Below are 21526 nucleotides of genomic sequence, written 5' to 3' on the forward strand. Positions count from 1 at the left end.
GGATGAGCCACCCATATCAACTGATTCTTGATGCAGCCGGAGTACTTATCACCAATCTTTCTCCGACGTTCTGGTATGAGATTGCGGAAAAAGCGGATATCCCGCATGAACATTTACGAGCCCAATATAAAAAGGAAATTCGTGAATCTTTATGGTCTGGAAAGATAAGTGAAGATGACTTTTGGCAATGGCTCAAGATACAGTGCCCTTCGATAGAAAACGAAGAAGCAAAACGGATATTATTCAAACATCTCGGGTATTTACCCGCTTTTAATTATATTCCAATGTGGAGTAAGCTCACTGACATTCATATCCTTAGCAATCACCGGGCAGAATGGATCGAGCCGCTATTTAAACCCATGCTGCCTTATATAAAGAGTCTGACCATCTCAAGTGAAGTTAGACTGTGTAAACCTGATCCTAAAATATACGAGCTTCTTCATAAGAAACTGAACCCAAATGGACAAGTATGGTATATAGACGATCAAGAAAAAAACCTGAAACCCGCACAAGAAAGGTTATGGAACACCTATATTGCAGATCAGAACGGAAAATGGATTGTACATATAAATGGACTATTAGGACTCGGGGAGGATTCGTATGAACAATAGCAGTATTTCATGTGGAGGCGTATTGTTTAAAGATGATTCAGTCTTATTGGTGAAAATCAAATATGGTGCTAATCAAGGTATGTGGATGTTACCAGGTGGCTTCCTTGAATCCGGTGAATCCATTGAAGAAGCAGCAATTAGAGAGTTTAAAGAAGAAACAGGATTAAATACGAAAACTGCAAGAGTAGTTTGTCTTCGTTCTGGAACGCAGCACCAAAATGAAGGGATGCAAACAAATGTATATGTAGTATTTGAACTCATGCTTGTATCAGGAACCCTAAAAAAAGATGAAAATGAAATCGCTGATATTAAATACTGGGACATAAGTGAAATAGAGAAATCTAAAGAGATTATTGAACTAAGCAAAGCAATCATACTAAATGCTTGGCAAACAAAAAATGGATTAGTTGAAGGAAGTAAGATTAAAACTAACAATATGTATAGATCATATAATTATTACTTACCAAACCTTTTGTAAGGGGGAAACTTAGTGAATCCTTTCAAAATTAGGAGGTACGGGCGCATGAGACTCAGAAAAGTGCTGCATTATGATGCTTTTTCTTCTAAACCTAATAAAGGTAATCCAGCAGGGATTGTACTGGATGCAGATGATTTAGATGAGGAATCAATGCAATTCATAGCACAATCCGTAGGTTTTAATGAGACGGTATTTGTGCTGAGATCCGAGAAGGCTGATGTAAAATTGAGATATTTCACCCCGGGACACGAGATCAATTTATGTGGACATGCAACTATTGCTGCTATGTATTGTTTAAAGACTTTAGGGGTTCTTCACGCGGATCGAAATGAGTTAGAAATTGAAACGAATGTTGGAGTATTGCCTATCTTTTTTGAAACAAGAAATGGTGAGCTCTTTATTACAATGAAGCAAGATCAACCTCAGTTTACAGGATTCCAAGGGTCTGTATCAAAGCTTGCTGAAAGTATCGGGATCACCGAAGAAGAAATTGATGCCACAATGCCGATTCTGTATGGAAGTACGGGAACATGGACCCTGTTACTACCTATCAAAAATGTACATAGTTTCTCTAAAATGAAGCCCACTAATTCTATGTTCCCTGAGATTCTTACCCAAAATTCAAAAGCATCCATTCATCCGTTCAGCTTGGAAACGGTAGATCAGAATGCTTTTATGCATGCAAGACATTTTTCCTCTCCCTATTCAGGAACCATTGAGGATGCTGTAACGGGAACAGCTTCTGGAGTTATGGGCGCTTATTATCTAACTTATCTAAACCATGATATTTCTGAGGTGAATTTTCTGGTTGAGCAAGGACAAGAAGTGGGACGTGAGGGAAGTATATGGGTAACGGTTAACCGTGGTGAACAGAGTATGGACGTATATGTGTCAGGGACAGGCGTCTATGTCGGAGAATTCGAAGTGTCGTATGGACTAGCGGAGGAGAACGTATAGTAAATGAATCCTATCATATTCAGCTTGAGCCTACAAAGATCTAATTCCGTCCTTAGAAACTTGGCTTAATAGGTAAACATTTAACAATGACATGAGGTGAGGTAGATGGGAACTACATTTTTTCTAGTAAGGCATGGAATAAAGGAGAAAGCCATAGGTGATGTTCCAATCACTCCACAAGGTATCATTCAAGCACAATCTACTGCTGAGCATGTTAGTAGGATACCGATCCATGCAATCATCTCTAGTCCGCTTCGAAGAGCTATAGAAACGGCAGAGTATATTGCAGCTAAAACAAACGTAGAGATCATCGTAGATGACCGTTTACGGGAGCGTGCGAACTGGGGAGATCTACCGGAACAGACATTTGAGGAATTTATTCAGATGTGGGATAAATGTACTCGGGAACCAGACTATATTCCTCCTATAGGTGATTCTGTGAAATCCGCTTCTAAAAGAATGTCCTCCTTATTAACGAGTCTAGCAGAACAATATCCATCTGGAAGTAATATTATCATTGTTACCCATGGAGGATTGATTACTGATTATACTGTGAATACATTTTCAGAGGAAGTGCTCCATCATTTTCATCCCCAGTTCATCGCGGAACAAAGCAGTTTAGTATCTGAATGTTCGATTACTACACTTACTTTTGATGGTCAGAATTATACGATTGATCGTTTTGCCTCAATAGAACATTTAATGAATGAAATGAATGAACCAGAGGAATCAACCTCTTGAAGAATATCTAATAGATAAAGAAGGAAAATAAAACAATGAAAATTATGGTCATTGGTTCAAGCGGTTCGGGTAAGTCAACATTTTCACGAGAACTTGGGGAAATATTGAGTTTGCCTGTGTATCATTTAGATCTCTACTACTGGAAGCCAGGTTGGATCGAAACTCCGAGGGCTGAATGGGATGATTTTAACCGGCAATTAGTTGCGAAAGATCAGTGGATTATAGATGGACACTATGGAAGAACACTGGATATACGGTTACAAGCAGCGGACGTTATTATATTTTTCGATATATCACCTGTGATCACGACATACCGAGTAATCAAACGCAGAGTACAATATCATGGCAAGACAAGGCCTGATTTAAATGAAGGTTGTCCGGAGTCGATTGACTGGCCGTTTATTAAGTATGGCTGGAATTTCAGGAAAGATAAGAGGCCGAATATATTAAAAAAGCTAGAGGAACATGTAGATAAAAAAATCATCATTATCAATAGCCCTGGCGAAGCCCGAAGGTTATTAAATAAGATCAGGACAGATGGAGTATTAGACTAATGATGAGAGGTGATTTCCATACAATTTAGTACACTAAATCAATATGTATCTGAGATCCAGCGGCAGATTAATGCTACAGCTGCTGCGACATATATTATTCAAAACGACATAGTAGTTAATGAGTGGTATTCAGGACGGCATGACTCGTTTGCTTCATCTAGAATGGTTGATGCAGAGTCCCAATTTAATGTGGCTTCTGTTAGAAAGACCTACCTCGGATTTGTGATCAGCTTGCTTATCGAATCTGGAATGATTCATAGCATAGATGATGCAATTGAACATTACATAAATGAAGTTCCAGATCTGATAAAGGGAATAACGATACGGCATTGTTTAACTCATACGCATGGTCTGGATAGTAGTGAAGGGAAGGTAGTGAGCTCTTTTTTTTCTGGTACAGACTGGGCTTATACGAATACTGGTATTAACCTTCTAATCGAGTTAGTTCAATGTGTAACAGGTACATCACTAGCCGACTATATTCAACATACATTATTAGAACCAGCGGGACTAGTTGAGACGGGCTGGCGAACTGAGTATGAAGAACGATTAATCTATAATTACTATCATCACAAGGATAATTGTGTTGGACCGAATGACAGTCCTGCAGGGGAGCAGAGTAATTTATTTGTCAGTGCTAGGGAATTAGCATTGTGGGGGAATCTGCATCTTAACAAAGGGAAAATCCAGGGTGAACAGGTCTTCCCGGAATCTATTTTTGATAGAATTACAAATACTCATACACCAGAGACATTGCCATCTCATTTACCAAGACAAGGCTTCATTTGGTGGCTGCAAAGAAGCAATTCACCCTTAAATCAAATAGGCAGTAATGTACCTGATGAGGCATATCAAATTCTTGGCATAACCGGGTGTGCTTGTCTGGTTATTCCTAAATATCGTGCAGTAGCGGTACGGATGTACAATCAAGTACACAACAAGAGTGGTTATAACTATTTGGAGGATATAAGAGAGTTTGGAAATAAAGTGATTGAGGCGTTGGATATGAATTCAGGAGAGTTAATTGGAAAAGTGAAATAAAAATGCAAAGGAAAACATATATGAACTACTTTTTGTATCATTATTTTGATAGAAAAACTGGACCATTTAGGAACCTTTCAAGTTTACCTCTGCAAAAAGCGGTAGATATTTCTAAACAAATTAATAAAGAAGGAAAAACATTTGCGAGTCAAAGGTCTCTTGATTATATCGAGATTAGAAGAGAACTTGAAATGCTTGCAAGAGAACAATTTATTGCTAAAGGCGGTAAGCCAAAAAACTCATTCCCTCATTACATGACATTAGGAGCGTGTGATTGGCTTAAAACATGGTACACCAATCCGGATTGGATTGTACTAGATTGGGATGATTTCACAGAGCCATCAATTAGTTTTACATATGGAGATCTTTTCCCAACCATGCGAGTTCAGGATGATAAACCCTATCGCAGACAAGTCTATACAAAGCAGGAGATTATAAAAGTAATAGACAAGTATGGAATGCCGCAGGATTGGAATGAACATGGCGATAAAGGACCGGAACGATATATTGAGGTTCAGATCTGGGATGATGATGTGATAAAGAGATATCAATAATATTACATTACGAAGGAGTATCCTATGAATGCACAAGAATTAGCAATACAAGCGTGTAAAATCTCTAAAGAATATCTCAAACCAGGTATTTCCGAAAAGCAATTTGCAGATATTTGTGAAAAAACAATGCATTCCCTAGGAGCGGAAGATGTATGGTACCCCATGCTTGTCAATTTCAATACGAATTCGAGATATTGCACCCGGGCGAACCATCTACCCTCTGATGATGTTTATTTATTGAAGGATGACATAGTACTGATCGATTTTAGCCCGAAGGTAAACGGTTATTGGGGAGATTATTCAGAAACCATCGTGATTGGTGAAAATGAAGCATATTCCCGTCTTGCAGCAGACGCAAAGTTTATTTTCGAACAGACCTTTGATTACGCAAAAAGATGTAATACCATCGGAGAATTATTTGCCTACTGTGACAGTCTAATAAAGTCAATGGGTTACCAATTACTAGACCCAAATGGGAATATTGGACATTCCATTGAAGACGAGGACAACCAGGCAAACCGGATTTTCATAAGTCCTGACAACAGCAGTACGTTACTAAAAGGAAACAGGTGGGCCATTGAACCTCATATAGGCAAAGGAAACTATGGGGCAAAGTTTGAAAATGTAATTAACCTTTGATTAATCATAAACATAGCAGCTAGGAACTATAGACAATATAAAATAAAGGATATGGTTAAGATTATAAAAAGACGAGTGTTACTTATTTTTATGGTGATTATCATCATTACAATTGTCATAACGCCTGTCATATACGTGCAGGTAAACAAATACAAATATGCGGATAGAGTAACTAATTATCTATTGGAAGAAGAGAAATACAGCAGAGAAGAAATAGAATCTGTAAAAGGGGTTTGGGGAAAGAAGTTACCTTCTTTTTACACACTCGTAATCTTTAAGGATGAACCTTATGTGGAATATGTGTACTTTGCTCATAATGAAATTATGCAATTTGACTCTCGGTTGACTGAAGAGGGTGAGGAAAAAGGAGTTGTGTTATCTAACTTAAAGCACATTGTACCAAGAAATTAGAGTGAGGAATGCATGAATTACACGACGATGTTGATACATAAGATGATTTTATGGGGAAGATTTGTACTCTATATAAGTTATTTCAGAATCATTATAAATTTCGGGAAAATAAAAGAGAAGCCGCAAGCCTGTCCGAACTGAACCCCGATGGAGTCACTTTTTTTAAGTGTCTATCATTCGGGGTTCAGTTTAATTATGACGGGTTGTCTTTTTTTTACATGATTTAATAACTTTATCTCAGATATCAGTAATATTAGAATTTCAACCTTTATAACTATGATGATTGAATAAAGCAAAAAGAAGGAAATTACAACAAGTTCGTGTAATAAACACACAATCAGAACATAAATCTTTATCAAATAAAATAGTTGTAAACTCCCTTTTTAGAATGGGTATATGTTTATTGGGCTTCGTATAACAAGGGAGTACGAATTTCAAGTTAAAAAGGATGTGCGAATATGAAAACCATCATATCGATTACAGCCATCGTCTTGTTATTTGTGTTATCCGGGTGTACGAATCAAGAACCACTCTCAAAGGAAGAGGAGATTCCTTCCTCTACCAACAATCAGGGCCCAACTAATCCTCCTACAACTGAATTAGATGATGCCAAAATAAATTTGTTTGCGGATGTAAGCAAATACGATGGTATTGCTGAAAAAGAGATTGAAATATCGGGAGAAAAATACATGACCAAGTTTATCAAGCATGATTTTCTTCCCGTTGGATTCTATGTTCCTGATTTTATTAACGAGAAGAAGTTCCATGACGGTAATGAATTTGAAGGTCCCCATTCTTCATTAATCAGTATATTCAGTCCAGATCAACTAAGTCTAGATCCGTTAGTGATGAGAGAAGAACTTGAAGTATATCAAGAGTATATGGGGTCTCAAATACATGATGGTGCAGACCAAATAAAAATAAAATACGAAGATTTCTTCCGTGTGAATATCGAAGGTACAGAGCTCGTTATACGTCTTTCCTATTTTGAGGACGAAAGTAAAACGGTCTTACCGCAATTTATCGATATATTAAAAACTTTAAAGTACACAGAATAGGTTTTAGTGAATTTTTTGAAAAAGGAAGGAGGTGATTACATGATTATTTACTCAGAGGAAAAAGTGCAGAATGCGAGTGATGTTGCACAAGTTTTTAAAAATTCCGGAATTAAACGACCTTATGAAAACTACGAAAGAATACAAAGGATGATAGATAACGCGGATATATTAATTACGGCATGGACTAATGGGAAAATGATCGGAGTTGCAAGAGCGATAACGGACTATTCGTATTGCTGTTATTTATCTGATTTAGCAGTAGATTCAGCCTACCAAAAGGATGGAATTGGAACAGAACTGGTTCATCGTGTACAAGCTCAAATTGGAGAGGAGTGTTCTTTGGTACTTCTTTCTGCACCAGGAGCAGTAGAGTATTACCCTCGATTAGGATTTGAAAAAGCAGATAAAGCGTTTGTAATGAAAAGAAAGAAATAATCAGAGAACAAACATACGACTATCATAAAGTATAAAAAAGGGTGAAAAACATGTCTCATCAAGGTTTTACGAACTGTCTTCAAATGTTTCCAAGCACGGATATGGACAAAACAGCAGCATTTTATGTAAGCATTGGTTTTCGGGAAGTACGTTATCTTGAATCAGATGAACCTCATATTTGTTTATATAAGGATCGGATTGAAATTGTTTTAACCCAATCAAATATTGAAAACATCGTTCCGAATCGAGAAATTCATGGGTATGGTTATGATGCTTATTTTATAACAGATGACCAAGAGCAAATGGAGAAGGATCTCGGTGAGTTAGGCGTTACGATAGTAAGGCCGCTAACCACGACAGACTATAACAATAAGGAATTTGTGTTTGAGGATATTGACCGAAGATGGATTGCAGTTGGCAAGAAACAACAATGAAGATAGGGAAATCAACTGAAGAGTAGTAAGTTTTTATGTTGGCGTATGAAGCTGAGGTGGTGGAATAATGAAACATTTTACTTTTGATATTCCTGTAGAGAAAAGAGTCTATAAAAAGGCACATCGGGACTTACATTTGTACATTAGCAAACCGGAATCAGAAGGAGAAAATAGACCGGCTCTATTATTTTTTAATGGTGGGAGTTTTAAGAAAAATCCAATAACTCCAGATCAATTTCAGCATCAAGCTAAACATTTTTCAAGTAAAGGGATTGTAAGTATTTGCGTTGATTATCGGAATGGATCGGATGATGATTTCACACCTGTACAAGCGATCTGTGATGTGAAGTCTAGCATTCGGTGGGTCAAGGATCATCACCTAGAGTTAGGAATAGATCCGAATCGCATTATTGTGTGCGGTGCATCGGCGGGCGGATATATTACTGTTTCGGCTTTCATGTTCCCAGAGATCGATGATGAAATGAATAATACAACCGATTATAACGTGAGCGAGCTTATTATTTTTGCGGCGGGTATGGATGCCGTTGATATTACAACTCGGCTCTTTCCTGACTTGGTGCCTATGTCGCAAACGATCTCGCCTAAGCATCATATCAATCGTTGTTTACCGCGGACCCTGTGGATGTGTGGAACTGGCGATGTTCTATATGAAGAGAATAAAGAATTCATTCACCAGATGAAGGAAGCCGGAAATGATATACGGTTTTTGACCTATGAGGGTATGGAGCATGGATTTTTCAATTATGGAAGGCATGAGAATCTGTATTTTGAAAAAACAACAAAAGATATAGAGAACTACCTAAAAGAAATGCATTATATAATGGAAGATTAAAGGCATTCCCTCTACATAATATCTAATAAAGAAAAGAAGGTGTTATATGATCTATCAGTTCAATCGAGAATGGCTTGTTAAGAAATTTCAGGAGATACAGAGAAGGATTCTCCTTGTCATGGAACAGCTCAGCGAGGAACAATTGAATTGGAAGCCGAATGAGCAGAGTCATCGTATTGCTAATTTAGTACTTCATATCGAAGGGAATATAAAAGAAAGAATCGCCAAGGGAATATTGCACCAAAATATAGTCCGAGATCGAGAAGCTGAATTCTCAGCTGTATCTATTTCAAAAGCCGAGTTAACTGCCATAGTAGAAGGGAATTTTAACTTTTTAATTGATATCGTGAGTAAACTGACAGATAGGGAGTTAGAGCAAACACAATTAGTCAGGAATAAGGAACGAACAAATATAGACATTTTGCATCAGTGCGCAGCTCATTATTCCGAGCATATGGGACAGATTTTCTACATTGCGAAGCTTTGCCTAAATGAAAGCTATAAATCAACTTCGATATAACTAGAGAAGGCACAATTTAATTCAATATCGTAAGCAGTGAAGCGAGAACTAGATTTTCGCGGAGCTGCTTTTTTATTTCTACAATAGGAAGCAAATTAGGTAAAGATAAATTCTTTCATATGGTTTAAAATACAAAATAAGGAATTTTGAAAGAGAGAGGGGAGCTAAAACGGATGGCTATTGTAGGATTACTTGGAATGATTCATGATGAAGAGTTGAGACAGAAATATCATTGTACATTACCGCTTTACAAAGAGGCAATATTAGAATTTGCTCCGGATTTGATCTGCGGAGAAGTCCATCCGCTTAGTTGGAAGAGATACCTAGAAGATAACACGGATAAGGGATATTGGGGAGAGCCGGCAAGTGAATACTGGGATCTGATCTTTCCTTTATGTGAAGAAAAACGAATCGAATTTGTTCCGATTGATTGGTTTGAACTAGATGTATGGAATAATTTTAGCCCTTTTGTAGATTTCCCCGAAGATCAAAAGAATGTCTATGAATTAATGGAGAAAGATTGGTTTACAGAGCAGTTGCAAACGTCCCTGTATGGAGAGATTCCATTTAACTCCAAAGAATTTGACGTGATAACGAAACAGAAATATGCATGGCTAAAGAATCTTAATGAAAGATCATATCAACTTAGATGGCATATTCGTAATCAGATTATGGTTGAGAGAGTGAGAAATACCTGCGAGAAATATCCGAACAAAAGAATTTTATGTACGGTAGGAGCGGATCATAACTACTTTTTTGAAGAAGAATTAAAGAAGGACCCTATTGAATTTATTTATCCGATTCGGTAATAAGCGGGGAACAAATAAGATGATGGAGGCATAACCATGGCTACTTGGGTTACTCATTTTAGGATTGCTGAGAGATTAATAGACTTGGGATTAGTTGTAAGTAAAGAAGAATTTCTAGTAGGGAATATTGGCCCAGATTGTGGAATTTATCGTGAGGGAGCAGGATTTATTCCTCCAAAGGAAACAACTCATTTTCAAATCGATAGAAAAATAGACGCAGACTTATTTTATAATCAGTACCTTCTTCATAACGAGAAAGATATCCATACGAAAAAGCTATCTTTTTATCTGGGCTATTATCTTCATTTAGTGACCGATCAGGAGTGGAACAAAAGTTATCAAGCTAAAAAGAAAGAACCATTATATCAAAATATACTAGAAACACCTGAATATTGGAGTTTAATTAAAGGGGATTGGTATGGCATCGATTTTCAGTATTTGAATAACAACAAAGATCATATCTTTTGGACTACATTTCAAAATATTATCGATTTTCCGGATTATTTAGATATTTTCCCTAATGGGCAAGTGAGTGAGCAGATTAGGAGGATTACAGCGTTTTATTTAGAAAACACAGCACCAAACGATCATGAATTTGTATATCTGACGTTAAGTGAAGTTGATCAATTTGTGGAACTTACGGTATCGAGGATCATGGAGATACTAGAAGCGCGTATAGGCACAAATCTGAGGAGAGATGAATATGATACAATCCATTGAAACGAAATTAAAAGAAATGAATATAACTTTGCCATCTTCAAGTAACCCTGCTGCTCAGTATACAAATTATGTTATTGTTAATGGAATCATGTTTGTCTCTGGTAAAGGACCATCTGGTCATCCGAGAGGTAAACTCGGCTCTACATACACAACGGAGGAAGGATATGAGTTCGCTAGAACAACAGGAATTGAGATTTTAGCTGTATTAAAAGATGCTCTAGGTAGTTTAGACAAAGTAAAGCGTGTTGTGAAGATTCAAGGTTTTGTGAATGCAGAACCCAGCTTTGAAGAGCACCATAAAGTGTTAAATGGAACATCCGATCTCATGTATGAGGTCTTTGGAGATAAAGGAGTTCACGCAAGATCCGTATTAGGGGCTGTATCGGTAAGAGATAATCTTCCCATCATCGTGGATTCTATATTTGAAGTGGAAGAATAGACAACTATGAAGTTTTAGAAAACGCTATCACACCTATGAATATTAGAGATTGGAGCTAACACATGAGTCAGTATACGATAGGAATCGATCTTGGTGGTACGAACATCAAGGCAGCTATTTTTAATAAAGAATTTAAAACGGTAGTTGAAAAAAACGTTCAAACGGAAGCAATCAAAGGTCCAACCCATGTACTAAATAGAATGAAAGAAACCATAATTGAAATGTTCCAAACCTCTAATTTGTCGCAATCTGACATAAGATGTATGGGAATGGGCATCCCCGGTCTCTTGAATCCGGATGAAGGGCTCTCGATCTTCTCCCCTAATTTTCCTGGTTGGGAAAATATCCATGTTGTTAATGAGATGGAGAATACCTTTGGAATTCCCACTTTTATTGACAATGATGTTCGTGTAAATCTCTACGGTGAATGGCGATTTGGATCAGGTATTGGATTTGATAATGTTGTGTTAATTACCTTAGGAACAGGACTGGGATCAGGAATCGTCAGTGCTGGCAATGTGTTGTATGGAAAGACCTCGAGTGCTGGGGAAATAGGCCATATGAATATGTACAGAGAAGGTCGCCCTTGCAAGTGTGGCAGTTCAGGCTGCTTGGGTAGATATGTTTCGGCTGTCGGGATGGTCAACACTTTTATTGAACGGCTCAGTGACGGTCATAAAAGTATCATTCAAGAATGGGTCCAACAAGATCAAAGCCAAATCACGGCTAAAATGATTTCTGATGCGTATGATTTAGGAGATAAAGTAGCAATGGAAGTGATGCATGAAACGGGCAGAATCTTAGGGTTTGGCCTTTCCAATGTCATTAATCTATATAATCCAGAGATCATCATTGTCGGCGGGGGCATGTCTGCTGCAGGAGATCGATTGCTAGATGTGGTTCGGGAGACAACTGCTAAGCATGCATTAAAGTTATCCAACGAGGCATGTAAGATACAGGAAGCTCAGTTAGGCGGAAAAGCCGGCATGATCGGTGCTGCTGTATACGCAAGCGAACGCTTTACAAAGAAACTCTCCAATAGAATTGAAATATAATCCTGATTTGTGATGAGGGGGAGAAGCAATGGAAACATCAGAAACATCAGAAACCTCAAATTCTTCAAACTCATCAATTGTTATTAGGTCAGCTTCATTATCAGAAGCGCCCATCATTCTAAACCTGTGGCAAAATTCGGCTAAGTGGCTTAATTCTAAAGGAATATATCAGTGGCGTCCGGAGTTTTTTAATGTGGATCAGGTTATAGAATTTCTAACAAATGGTTCTGACGTTTACATTGCTGAGCTGAATTCGGAGGTAGTGGGGACTTATATTATTACTTGGTCAGACCCTTTTATATGGAAAGAGCTCGATAATCTACAATCAGGTTATATCCACCGATTTGCAGTGAATAGAGATTATAAGGGAATGGGAATCGGAAATATTCTCTTAGAAAAAGCGGAACAGCAGATTAAAAGCCGGGGTAAGACTTTTGTAAGGTTGGATTGTATGGCAGACAACAGCAGACTTAATGTGTATTATCAAGATTATGGATTTAACTATATAAGAACAATAAATGGAGATGGATGGAGCGCTAATCTGTATGAAAAGTAGTAAATGAGCAGTAATTCAGCGGTAAAAACATAAAATTATTAGTACAATAGAACATTTTAATAGCGTTATAAAAAACATTTTATGGATTTTTATCTCGTATTTTATTTTGTTATCCTGTATATTTAACTACAAACTTTTATGCGTTTTGACAAAGAGAAGCCTACAGACTTTAATACAACAAAGGAGTGCATCGAAAAAGTGTCCATGATAACGAGAGAAAATACAGAACAAAACATGCTTATTGCTACAGAGTATGTTCATTCCGTTTATGAGTCGGTTGTTGCAAGAAATCCACAGGAGTTTGAATTCCATCAAGCGGTAAAAGAAATTCTCGATTCTCTTATTCCCGTTATCGCTGCTCATCCGAAGTACCGGGAAAACAGCTTGCTTGAACAGCTGGTTGAACCTGAACGTGTTATTACTTTCAAAGTACCTTGGGTTGACGATCAAGGTAAGGTACAAGTAAACCGCGGATTCCGTGTACAGTTTAACAGTGCAATCGGTCCTTATAAAGGTGGACTGCGGTTCCATCCTTCCGTGTACGCAGGGATTGTGAAGTTCCTAGGCTTCGAACAAATCTTTAAAAATGCATTGACGGGTCTGCCGATCGGCGGCGGTAAAGGCGGTTCTGATTTTGATCCAAAAGGAAAATCGGATATGGAAGTTATGCGCTTTACACAAAGCTTTATGACTGAACTATATAAGTACATTGGTTCAGATGCGGACGTTCCAGCGGGGGACATCGGCGTAGGCGCAAGAGAAATTGGTTATATGTTCGGACAATATAAACGACTTACAAGTAGTCATGAATCCGGTGTCTTGACGGGTAAAGGACTACAGTACGGCGGTAGTCTTGCACGTAAGGAAGCAACTGGATTTGGATGTGTGTACTTTGTTGACGAGATGTTGAAATCGAAAGATCTTAGCTTCGAAGACAGTACGGTTGTTGTATCCGGTTCCGGTAATGTATCGATCTATGCCATTCAAAAAGCTCAAGAACTTGGTGCGAAGGTTGTTGCTTGCAGTGACTCCGGCGGATATGTATACGATCCAGAAGGTATTAATCTAGAGACAGTGAAATATCTAAAAGAAGTAGAACGTCTACGGATCAGCGAGTATGTAAAAGAGCATCCTCATGCCACTTATACAGAAGGCTGTGAAGGAATCTGGTCTATCCCTTGTGACATCGCACTTCCTTGTGCAACTCAAAATGAGATTGATGAACATTCTGCTATTTTGCTAGTTAGAAATGGAGTGAAAGCAATCGGTGAAGGAGCTAACATGCCTTCTACGCTGGCTGCGATTGATATTTTCCATGAGCATGGTGTTTTGTTTGGACCGGCAAAAGCAGCTAATGCAGGCGGTGTAGCCGTATCAGCACTTGAAATGTCACAGAACAGCATGCGGTTGTCCTGGTCATTTGAAGAAGTGGATACCAGACTGCAAGAGATCATGCGTAACATTTATAGCAGCAGCGTTGAAGCAGCAGACCAATATGGATGTTCAGGCAACCTTGTTGCTGGAGCGAATATTGCAGGTTTCCTTAAAGTAGCAGACGCTATGCTCGCTCACGGGATTGTCTAATAAAATAATAGTAAAGCTGTTATCAGCTTGTTAACAATGAGGCCGTCTTCCATAGGAAGGCGGTTTTTTATATTACTGTTTAATGTAGATGGAATGGCAAAATTGCATTTTAATGATTAGATAGAGGGTTTTTACAGATGAGTCAAGAAGTATAGAGGTTATCGCTGAAACTGTATGAAGGGAGGAAGAGAATGAATCGTGTGAATCGTAAGTTCAATTGGATTCTAGGATTCGTTGGATTCATAATTAGCCTCTTAATTATAACTGCTCCAGATGAAGTGGATTACAATGAATGGCTTTCAAGTAAACAAGGCATTATCTGTGATCATAGTGGTTTGGAATCGGGATGCAAGATGGGAGCTAGAGCGATTAATCGTGATACAAAAGAAATTAAAAATGCGAGGATATATTTGCAGGTAAGAGAAACTTTTTCTCAATCAAATAAGGAGTATGACATAAAAGCAGTTGGGGTATTGAATCACTTTTTTGATATGTCATCTTTTACGATATATGACTAATCAGCTGAATATCAAAGCTTTCAATTACAGTGAAGAAAGGAGTTCATACTATGAATATCCTGTGGGATTTTGATGGTACCTTGTTTAATACATACCCAGCTTATACTGAAATTCTTTATGAGATTCTCAGCCATACAGTATCTAAGCAAGATATATATAATCACCTGAAAATTTCATTTACCCATGCTGTTCAGTATTACGATTTATCAGAAGAACAGGTGAAAAGGCTATTTGCCATGGAGAAGGCAGTACACCCAGCAGATACTCCACCATTTCCGTTCGTGGAGGACGTAGTAAAGTTTGCTGATCTAAATGTAATCATGACGCATAAACCTCGTAAAGATGTGGAACATATTTTGAAATATTATGACTTTGAAGATTACTTTACCGAAATTGTTGCTATAGATGATGGATATCCGAGAAAACCTGATCCTGCATCGTACATTTATTTACATCATAAATATAAGATTGATCTAGTGATTGGGGATCGCGAGATTGATATCGCCCCGGCGAAGTCTATTGGAATAAAGACCTGTCTATTTCAGAACAGCGCTCCTGGAGCAGATGTATACTTGACGGCATATGAGAACTTTTTTGATTTAACCTCCATAGCAATAAACAACTAATCAGTTAAAAATTTATTTATTCATTACTCAGAGCTGTCAAAAATTCAGAAAAATTAGCTACAATAAAAAACCTCCAAACTATATTGGAGGAGAGAAAATCATTTACTGTCGGATCCTGATTGAGCGAGTACAGACCCTGCTAAAGATTTTGAGGTTTTACTAGCAGAGTTACTTTGCAAAACATGCGATGCTTTCTTAGACAATTTCTTAGAAGATACTTTATTTGCGCTTGATTTAGCCATGATACGACACCTCTTAGTTTCAATTTTATATATATTTAATAAACCGCTGAGTTCATTGTAAACATTGATGCATGGAGGAAGAGAGTATGAATATCTGTTTGCGAGAGCTTAATGAAAATGATCCTGTGATCATTTCGAATGCTTTTAAACAACAAGGCTGGGAAAAGCCTGCAGATTTATATGTTAGATATTTGGACGAACAGCAACGTAGTGAACGCGTATCGATTGTTGCTGAAGTGGATGGTGATTTTGCCGGATATGTCAATGTGTTATGGGATTCGTATTATCCTTCATTTCGAGAAATAGGGATTCCTGAAATTAATGATTTTAATGTATTAATGAAGTATCGCCGATTAGGCATTGGCTCTAAATTGATGGATAGAGCAGAGGAGATCATTAAAGAACGATCTGATTTTTCCGGAATTGGGGTAGGGTTATTTACGGATTACGGAAATGCTCAAATTCTATATGCAAGACGGGGTTATATCCCCGATGGCAGAGGAATACATAATGGTCAGAGGTATCTTGAATACGGAGATGTTGCCACAATCGATGATGATCTTACCCTTTATTTAACTAAAAAACTGATCAAACAAGAGATTTGCATCAAGAATATAACAGAAGAACAAGCAGAACAGTTTTGGAAAATAAGACTAGAATCATTAAGAGTAAGTCCTGAGGCATTCGGAACTTCTTACGAAGATTCTGTTGGTACGCCAATCAGTGAAGTTGTGAAAAAGATTAAAAATGAACATGACGAGTATATTTTAGGAACTTTTACAGGAGACAATCAAATTGTAGGTATCGCAGGTTTCAGAAAAGGACAAGGAATGAAGTTTAAACATAAAGGAATGGTATGGGGAGTTTATGTATCACCCGAATATCGAGGAAAAGGGATCGGCAAGAGCCTCATGGTAGAAGTATTGAACCGGGGAAAAGATTTAGAAGAGTTGAAGCAAATCAATCTCAGTGTGATAACGGTAAATAGATCCGCAGTAGAACTCTATAAGAAATTAGGGTTCGAATCCTATGGTGTTGAAAAGAATGCTTTGGAGTATATGGGCGAGGCATACGATGAAGAGCATATGACTTATTTTTATAAGTAAACTACAACAAGTTTAATCGGAAAGAAGTGAAGGTAGCATGATAGGAACGATCCTTATTGTACTATTACTATTTATTATTACAACGAGTGTTGTCACTATGGAAGTAAGGATGAAGAGAAAAATGGAAAGAGACGAAGGATTAAATGCGAGACTTGATTTATTAATAAAAGACATAAGAGAGATCAAGGAAACTGTTAATAGAGAATCATAAAAGGACGGGAAGGATGATCAGATGAAGTTCATCGTTTCGGCAAGTGTCATCGTATTAAACGAGAGTAATAAGATTTTACTGATGAAAGGTCACAGAGGTTGGGAGATGCCTCAGGGTTGTGTAGAAGAAGGAGAGTCTATACGTCAGGCAGCCATTCGTGAAGTGAAAGAAGAAACAGGAATTGATATTGAATTGATTAATTTTTGTGGTACCTATCAAAATATAACACGAGGCGTATGTAATCATATTTTCACCGGCAAACCGATTGGTGGAGAACTTACGACAAGTATAGAGAGTGACGAAGTTGGTTATTTTTCACTAGAAGAAGCAGATCAGTTCATCACCTGGGGGAATTTCAAAGAGAGAGTTCATCTTGCGTTAGATCAAGAGAAGCATCCTTTTCTTATTGAGTTTACAGAATAAACTATCTTGGTTTACTTGAAAATTGAACGGAGGAACCTCAGTGGCAAAAATAGCAAAGAATCTTACTGATTTAATTGGTAATACACCGTTATTAGAACTTGCTAACTTTTCTTTGAATCATCATCTAGAGACGAACCTTATTGCTAAATTAGAATACTTTAACCCTGCAGGCAGTGTGAAAGACCGAATTGGACTTGCGATGATTCGAGATGCAGAAGAGAAGGGCGATATTAACAAAGATACCGTGATTATAGAACCGACTAGTGGAAATACGGGAGTGGGGCTTGCTTTTGCAGCTGCAGCATTAGGATATAAGTTAGTGATTACGCTTCCCGAAAGTTTCAGTATGGAACGCAGAAAATTGTTATCTGCCTTGGGTGCAGAATTAGTTCTCACTCCTGCTTAAGAAGGAATGGCTGGAGCAATCAAAAAGGCCGAAGAAATTGCCGATACCATTCCTAATTCATATATTCCGCAGCAATTTAAGAATCCTGCTAATCCTGAGATCCACCGAAAGACAACAGCAGAAGAAATTTGGAGAGATACGGATGGGGAAGTGGATATTTTTATTAGTGGTGTGGGAACAGGCGGAACCATTTCTGGGGTAGGCGAGGTGCTAAAGGGTAGAAAACCTGAGGTGCAGATTATTGCCGTTGAGCCATTTGATTCGCCAGTTCTCTCCGGTGGGAATAAGGGATTACACAAAATTCAAGGGATCGGTGCTGGATTTGTGCCCGGTAATTTTCATCATTCGGTCGTTGATGAGATTATTCAAGTGAAAAACGAAGATGCTTATGAAACAACACGACAGTTAGCGAGAAGCGAAGGGTTGCTAATAGGTATTTCATCTGGAGCAGCGACGTTCGCCGCACTACAAGTCGCAAATAGACCAGAAAATAAAAACAAAAAAATTGTCGTACTACTCCCAGATACAGGCGAGCGTTATCTATCGGTACCCGATCTTTTTCCAGAAGCATAAAAGTAGAGCAGTTACATGCTGAATGTAGCTGCTCTTTTTTGAGTTATTTTGGAGTCTCCTTATCAGTTCACGGGAGAAAATGACTTAAACCTATCGCTACTCGCGCACAATATGTATAATTATGGTAAATAACACCTGGAAGAAGTCAAACTGAGGATATTCAAGAGAATAGTACTGTATGAAAAATAGGGGGCAAGTTCTATGGCTGAGAAGCACTTTATTATTACGGGTACATCAAGAGGGATCGGCGAGCAACTGGCTATGATGCTGCTTGAAAGAGGCAGTCATGTTCATGGTATATCTAGAGGAAGTTCAGATGTCTTATGTAAGTATAAGAATTACTCGCATCTTAAGTTCGACTTAAGTAATACAATGGGTGCTCAGCATATGCTAGATGGAATTCTGAAGTCAATTAATACGAACGATACAGACATGTTATGCCTGATTAACAATGCGGCTATGCTTGAACCACTCAAATCAATTGAAAAATGCACGCAGGAAGAAATAAATAAAAATCTGCAAATTAGTTTAATTGCTCCTATGGTTTTGACTTCTTGTTTTATTCAGCAAACCGAAAGTCTACAGTTGAGAAGAAAAATTATCAATATATCTTCAGGTTCAGGGACATATCCAGCACCCGATATGAGTGTGTACTGTACAGCAAAAGCAGGACTAAACATGTTTACCAGGTGTGTGGGAGCAGAGCAAAATAAACGAGAAAATCCTATTGAAATTATAGCGGTTGATCCAGGTATGGTCGACACCGAACTACAAAGGGTGGCTAGAGGGAAAAATGAGACTGATTTTGGGATGGCTCCGTTTTTTAATGCAGCTCACGAAACGGGACAATTGATATCAACCAGGGATCTTGGAGAGCACTTGTTACATAGGATTGATCAGAAGATAGAGCCTGGAAAGATCGTTACTTACGCTGAAGTGTAGCAGGAGATAACCCCTTACAAAGGAGAATGAAATGCATAGACCCATTAATTTAGACGGCGTTGTTCATCTTTTTCAGAAAGAATTGCAAGATGCTCTTACTGGCATATACTTGCATGGTTCAATGGCAATGGGATGTTTCCACCCAGAACATAGCGATATAGACATCTTAGTGGTCGTTAAGTCGAAACAATCCAGAGATACATATAAGAGAATAGCAGCCGGACTTATTCGGTTTGAGGAAGAGCTGCATCTGACAAAAGGCATAGAGTTAAGTGTAGTGCTCAAAAAATATACAGATGAATTCGTATATCCTACTCCGTTTGAATTTCATTATTCATTAGCACATAAGGAAAAATATAAATCAGATCCGGATTATCTATGCGGCGGCTATGAGGATACGGATTTAGCAGCTCATTTCGTAGTTATCTTTCATCGGGGGATCGTACTCTATGGAAAATCCATTAGAGATGTTTTTACAGCGATTGATAAGTCGTATTTTATAGCATCGATTCAATCCGATGTAAAGGATGTGACCGAAGGGATTACCGAAAATCCGGTGTACTATGTCTTGAATTTATGCAGAGCACTATTCTTTCTCAAAGAAGAGATTGTATCTTCCAAAAAGGAAGGCGGAGAGTGGGCCGCCGAGGTTGTACCCATGAAATATGCAGATGTCATACATGACTGTCTTGCTGCATATCAAGGTAAAGTTGATACGATTAAGCAGGATGACGAGATCTTGCTTGAGTTTGCTACTTATATGTTAGAAGAAATCGATAACGCAGGGAGTGTAAATGAATGGAAGAAGTAAAATGGCTTACATGGGCAAAACAGATCCAGGCAATCAGTCAGATTGGTCTCGCATATGGTAAAGATATTTATGATATTGAGAGATACGAGCAGCTGAGAAGCTTAAGTGTAGAAATAGTAAACACATATACGAAAGTCGATTCAGATCAGATTACCGATTTGTTCGCTAATGAAACCGGGTATGCCACTCCAAAGGTAGATGTCAGGGGTGTTATTTTTCAGGACGATAAAATACTCCTCGTTAAAGAAAAGGCGGATGGTGCGTGGGCACTTCCTGGGGGATGGGCAGATATCGGGTTATCTCCACGCGAAATTGTAGTGAAAGAAGTAAAAGAAGAATCGGGATTTGATGTCGTACCTCGGCGGTTACTTGCTGTATTGGATAAAAATAAGCATTACCATGCACCTTCTCCTTACCATGTGTACAAAATATTTATATTATGCGAAATCATGGGCGGTAGTGCGATGGAAGGAATGGAAACAAGTGAAGTGAAATTCTTTGATCGGTCCAATCTACCACAGCTTTCGGAGGAGAGAAATACATACGGACAGGTCCAACTCATGTTTGATAAAGGCTTACAAGCGAATAGTGAAGTGATATTTGATTGAATAAGATAACGAGAACCAATATAAAGAGAAACAATATAAGTTACTGGACATCTCCTGGAACTTCTACGATCTAGGGAGGAGTAATCAAATCAATACACAAAAAGTTAAATACATTACATTCATCGTGATGATATCTTTGTTGTTGAACATGATACTAATCATGATGTTGATAACGAATAATAATAGAATCGACGATGCAATTTCAAGCCATACTTTTCAAGTTCAAACAGATTTGTTGGAACTAGAGAGCGCAATTCGTTATCAAATGGATCAAAATTGGCAAGATGATAACGTTGTTTTAGAGAAAATGGAAGATATCAAAGAAGAATTAAATTCGTTCATGAAAATAGGTCAAACCTTAGGAAGATTAACAAAAGAACAAGAAAGAGAGCTTTCTATTCTTTATAACTATGTATCAAAATATCCCGATTATACAGGTGTTCCTAACACAGTTCTAAGTTCTGCAGATAGAAAAAAACTAGAAGTACTAGCAAGCAATCTCCTCAAAGCAGGCTGGGGAATGAACATCGGTTATAGTGGCGATTGGGACAGCTTTTCTGAAAACTTAAATAAGTTACTTAAACAAAGTACTCATTAGAATGGCTGGTGCT

Annotated in this window: 29 protein-coding genes and 1 pseudogene; 29 read left to right on the forward strand and 1 reads right to left on the reverse strand. The window is 38.0% G+C overall.

The features are described 5' to 3' along the window. Positions 1 to 2: 2 nt before the first annotated feature. The 22 genes from PV403_RS01660 to PV403_RS01765 all read left to right on the forward strand — a co-directional run bounded on the left by PV403_RS01660 (position 3) and on the right by PV403_RS01765 (position 15593). Entirely contained in the window at positions 3 to 611 is a 609-nt protein-coding gene (locus PV403_RS01660; RefSeq protein WP_332083389.1) for an HAD family hydrolase, read from the forward strand. Further along, positions 601 to 1089, forward strand: coding sequence for an NUDIX domain-containing protein (locus tag PV403_RS01665; protein WP_213533265.1), 489 nt, complete (start codon positions 601 to 603; stop codon positions 1087 to 1089). Before PV403_RS01660 ends, PV403_RS01665 begins: the two co-directional genes overlap by 11 nt. A 45-nt stretch (positions 1090 to 1134) precedes the next feature. Further along, on the forward strand, positions 1135 to 2046 hold the full coding sequence (locus PV403_RS01670; protein ID WP_332083390.1) for a PhzF family phenazine biosynthesis isomerase: 912 nt from the start codon (positions 1135 to 1137) through the stop codon (positions 2044 to 2046). 105 nt (positions 2047 to 2151) lie between these two features. Further along, positions 2152 to 2787 (forward strand): histidine phosphatase family protein, encoded by a 636-nt coding sequence (locus PV403_RS01675; RefSeq protein WP_332083391.1) that lies wholly within the window; start codon positions 2152 to 2154, stop codon positions 2785 to 2787. Positions 2788 to 2822: 35 nt separating this feature from the next. After that, complete coding sequence (locus PV403_RS01680; protein WP_332083392.1) at positions 2823 to 3341, forward strand: DNA topology modulation protein; 519 nt, start codon at positions 2823 to 2825, stop codon at positions 3339 to 3341. A gap of 9 nt (positions 3342 to 3350) precedes the next feature. Further along, the gene (locus tag PV403_RS01685) at positions 3351 to 4382 is read left to right on the forward strand and encodes a serine hydrolase domain-containing protein (protein ID WP_332083393.1); all 1032 of its coding nucleotides are present in this window, start codon (positions 3351 to 3353) and stop codon (positions 4380 to 4382) included. A 20-nt stretch (positions 4383 to 4402) separates the two neighbouring features. After that, a complete protein-coding gene (locus tag PV403_RS01690) occupies positions 4403 to 4936 on the forward strand; it encodes a hypothetical protein (RefSeq protein ID WP_332083394.1) in 534 nt (177 codons plus the stop codon). A gap of 24 nt (positions 4937 to 4960) precedes the next feature. Further along, on the forward strand, positions 4961 to 5575 hold the full coding sequence (locus tag PV403_RS01695) for a M24 family metallopeptidase (protein ID WP_332083395.1): 615 nt from the start codon (positions 4961 to 4963) through the stop codon (positions 5573 to 5575). A gap of 90 nt (positions 5576 to 5665) precedes the next feature. Next, positions 5666 to 5986: a DUF3139 domain-containing protein gene (locus tag PV403_RS01700; RefSeq protein ID WP_332083396.1), complete on the forward strand. Its 321-nt coding sequence runs from the start codon at positions 5666 to 5668 to the stop codon at positions 5984 to 5986. A gap of 458 nt (positions 5987 to 6444) precedes the next feature. Then, entirely contained in the window at positions 6445 to 7044 is a 600-nt protein-coding gene (locus PV403_RS01705; RefSeq protein ID WP_332083397.1) for a hypothetical protein, read from the forward strand. Positions 7045 to 7083: 39 nt separating this feature from the next. Next, on the forward strand, positions 7084 to 7479 hold the full coding sequence (locus PV403_RS01710) for a GNAT family N-acetyltransferase (protein WP_332083398.1): 396 nt from the start codon (positions 7084 to 7086) through the stop codon (positions 7477 to 7479). A gap of 50 nt (positions 7480 to 7529) precedes the next feature. Next, positions 7530 to 7913, forward strand: coding sequence for a VOC family protein (locus PV403_RS01715; protein WP_332083399.1), 384 nt, complete (start codon positions 7530 to 7532; stop codon positions 7911 to 7913). A gap of 67 nt (positions 7914 to 7980) precedes the next feature. Then, positions 7981 to 8766 (forward strand): alpha/beta hydrolase, encoded by a 786-nt coding sequence (locus PV403_RS01720; protein ID WP_332083400.1) that lies wholly within the window; start codon positions 7981 to 7983, stop codon positions 8764 to 8766. Between the two features lie 46 nt (positions 8767 to 8812). Further along, positions 8813 to 9286 (forward strand): DinB family protein, encoded by a 474-nt coding sequence (locus tag PV403_RS01725; protein WP_332083401.1) that lies wholly within the window; start codon positions 8813 to 8815, stop codon positions 9284 to 9286. A gap of 173 nt (positions 9287 to 9459) precedes the next feature. Next, positions 9460 to 10095: a hypothetical protein gene (locus PV403_RS01730; protein ID WP_332083402.1), complete on the forward strand. Its 636-nt coding sequence runs from the start codon at positions 9460 to 9462 to the stop codon at positions 10093 to 10095. A 36-nt stretch (positions 10096 to 10131) separates the two neighbouring features. Then, complete coding sequence (locus PV403_RS01735; protein WP_332083403.1) at positions 10132 to 10815, forward strand: zinc dependent phospholipase C family protein; 684 nt, start codon at positions 10132 to 10134, stop codon at positions 10813 to 10815. Then, positions 10799 to 11254, forward strand: a complete 456-nt coding sequence (locus PV403_RS01740) for a RidA family protein (RefSeq protein WP_332083404.1) — start codon at positions 10799 to 10801, stop codon at positions 11252 to 11254. The genes PV403_RS01735 and PV403_RS01740 overlap by 17 nt, the downstream gene beginning before the upstream one ends. Before the next feature lie 62 nt (positions 11255 to 11316). After that, on the forward strand, positions 11317 to 12309 hold the full coding sequence (locus PV403_RS01745; RefSeq protein WP_332083405.1) for an ROK family protein: 993 nt from the start codon (positions 11317 to 11319) through the stop codon (positions 12307 to 12309). Positions 12310 to 12337: 28 nt separating this feature from the next. Next, positions 12338 to 12865, forward strand: coding sequence for a GNAT family N-acetyltransferase (locus PV403_RS01750; protein ID WP_332083406.1), 528 nt, complete (start codon positions 12338 to 12340; stop codon positions 12863 to 12865). 204 nt (positions 12866 to 13069) lie between these two features. Then, the gene (gdhA, locus tag PV403_RS01755) at positions 13070 to 14449 is read left to right on the forward strand and encodes an NADP-specific glutamate dehydrogenase (protein ID WP_332083783.1); all 1380 of its coding nucleotides are present in this window, start codon (positions 13070 to 13072) and stop codon (positions 14447 to 14449) included. Between the two features lie 191 nt (positions 14450 to 14640). Beyond that, positions 14641 to 14967, forward strand: a complete 327-nt coding sequence (locus PV403_RS01760; protein WP_332083407.1) for a hypothetical protein — start codon at positions 14641 to 14643, stop codon at positions 14965 to 14967. 50 nt (positions 14968 to 15017) lie between these two features. After that, positions 15018 to 15593 (forward strand): HAD-IA family hydrolase, encoded by a 576-nt coding sequence (locus tag PV403_RS01765; RefSeq protein WP_332083408.1) that lies wholly within the window; start codon positions 15018 to 15020, stop codon positions 15591 to 15593. Between the two features lie 98 nt (positions 15594 to 15691). Here PV403_RS01765 and PV403_RS01770 read toward each other — a convergent pair whose 3' ends face one another. Next, the gene (locus tag PV403_RS01770) at positions 15692 to 15835 is read right to left on the reverse strand and encodes a hypothetical protein (RefSeq protein WP_201450690.1); all 144 of its coding nucleotides are present in this window, start codon (positions 15833 to 15835) and stop codon (positions 15692 to 15694) included. Between the two features lie 86 nt (positions 15836 to 15921). Here PV403_RS01770 and PV403_RS01775 point away from each other — a divergent pair, with 86 nt between their 5' ends. The 7 genes and pseudogenes from PV403_RS01775 to PV403_RS01805 all read left to right on the forward strand — a co-directional run bounded on the left by PV403_RS01775 (position 15922) and on the right by PV403_RS01805 (position 21513). Next, positions 15922 to 16941, forward strand: a complete 1020-nt coding sequence (locus PV403_RS01775) for a GNAT family N-acetyltransferase (protein ID WP_332083409.1) — start codon at positions 15922 to 15924, stop codon at positions 16939 to 16941. A 232-nt stretch (positions 16942 to 17173) separates the two neighbouring features. Then, positions 17174 to 17575, forward strand: a complete 402-nt coding sequence (locus PV403_RS01780; protein ID WP_332083410.1) for an NUDIX hydrolase — start codon at positions 17174 to 17176, stop codon at positions 17573 to 17575. A 40-nt stretch (positions 17576 to 17615) separates the two neighbouring features. Further along, positions 17616 to 18554: pseudogene (gene cysK / locus PV403_RS01785) on the forward strand (cysteine synthase A). Positions 18555 to 18755: 201 nt separating this feature from the next. Further along, positions 18756 to 19496: an SDR family NAD(P)-dependent oxidoreductase gene (locus PV403_RS01790; RefSeq protein WP_213531834.1), complete on the forward strand. Its 741-nt coding sequence runs from the start codon at positions 18756 to 18758 to the stop codon at positions 19494 to 19496. A 31-nt stretch (positions 19497 to 19527) separates the two neighbouring features. Beyond that, complete coding sequence (locus tag PV403_RS01795; protein WP_213531836.1) at positions 19528 to 20307, forward strand: aminoglycoside adenylyltransferase domain-containing protein; 780 nt, start codon at positions 19528 to 19530, stop codon at positions 20305 to 20307. Continuing rightward, complete coding sequence (locus tag PV403_RS01800) at positions 20295 to 20915, forward strand: NUDIX hydrolase (RefSeq protein WP_213531837.1); 621 nt, start codon at positions 20295 to 20297, stop codon at positions 20913 to 20915. The genes PV403_RS01795 and PV403_RS01800 overlap by 13 nt, the downstream gene beginning before the upstream one ends. A gap of 160 nt (positions 20916 to 21075) precedes the next feature. After that, a complete protein-coding gene (locus tag PV403_RS01805) occupies positions 21076 to 21513 on the forward strand; it encodes a hypothetical protein (protein ID WP_213531839.1) in 438 nt (145 codons plus the stop codon). Positions 21514 to 21526 lie beyond the last annotated feature (13 nt).

This window comes from Paenibacillus sp. GYB006, assembly GCF_036577645.1.
Classification (GTDB): domain Bacteria; phylum Bacillota; class Bacilli; order Paenibacillales; family Paenibacillaceae; genus Paenibacillus.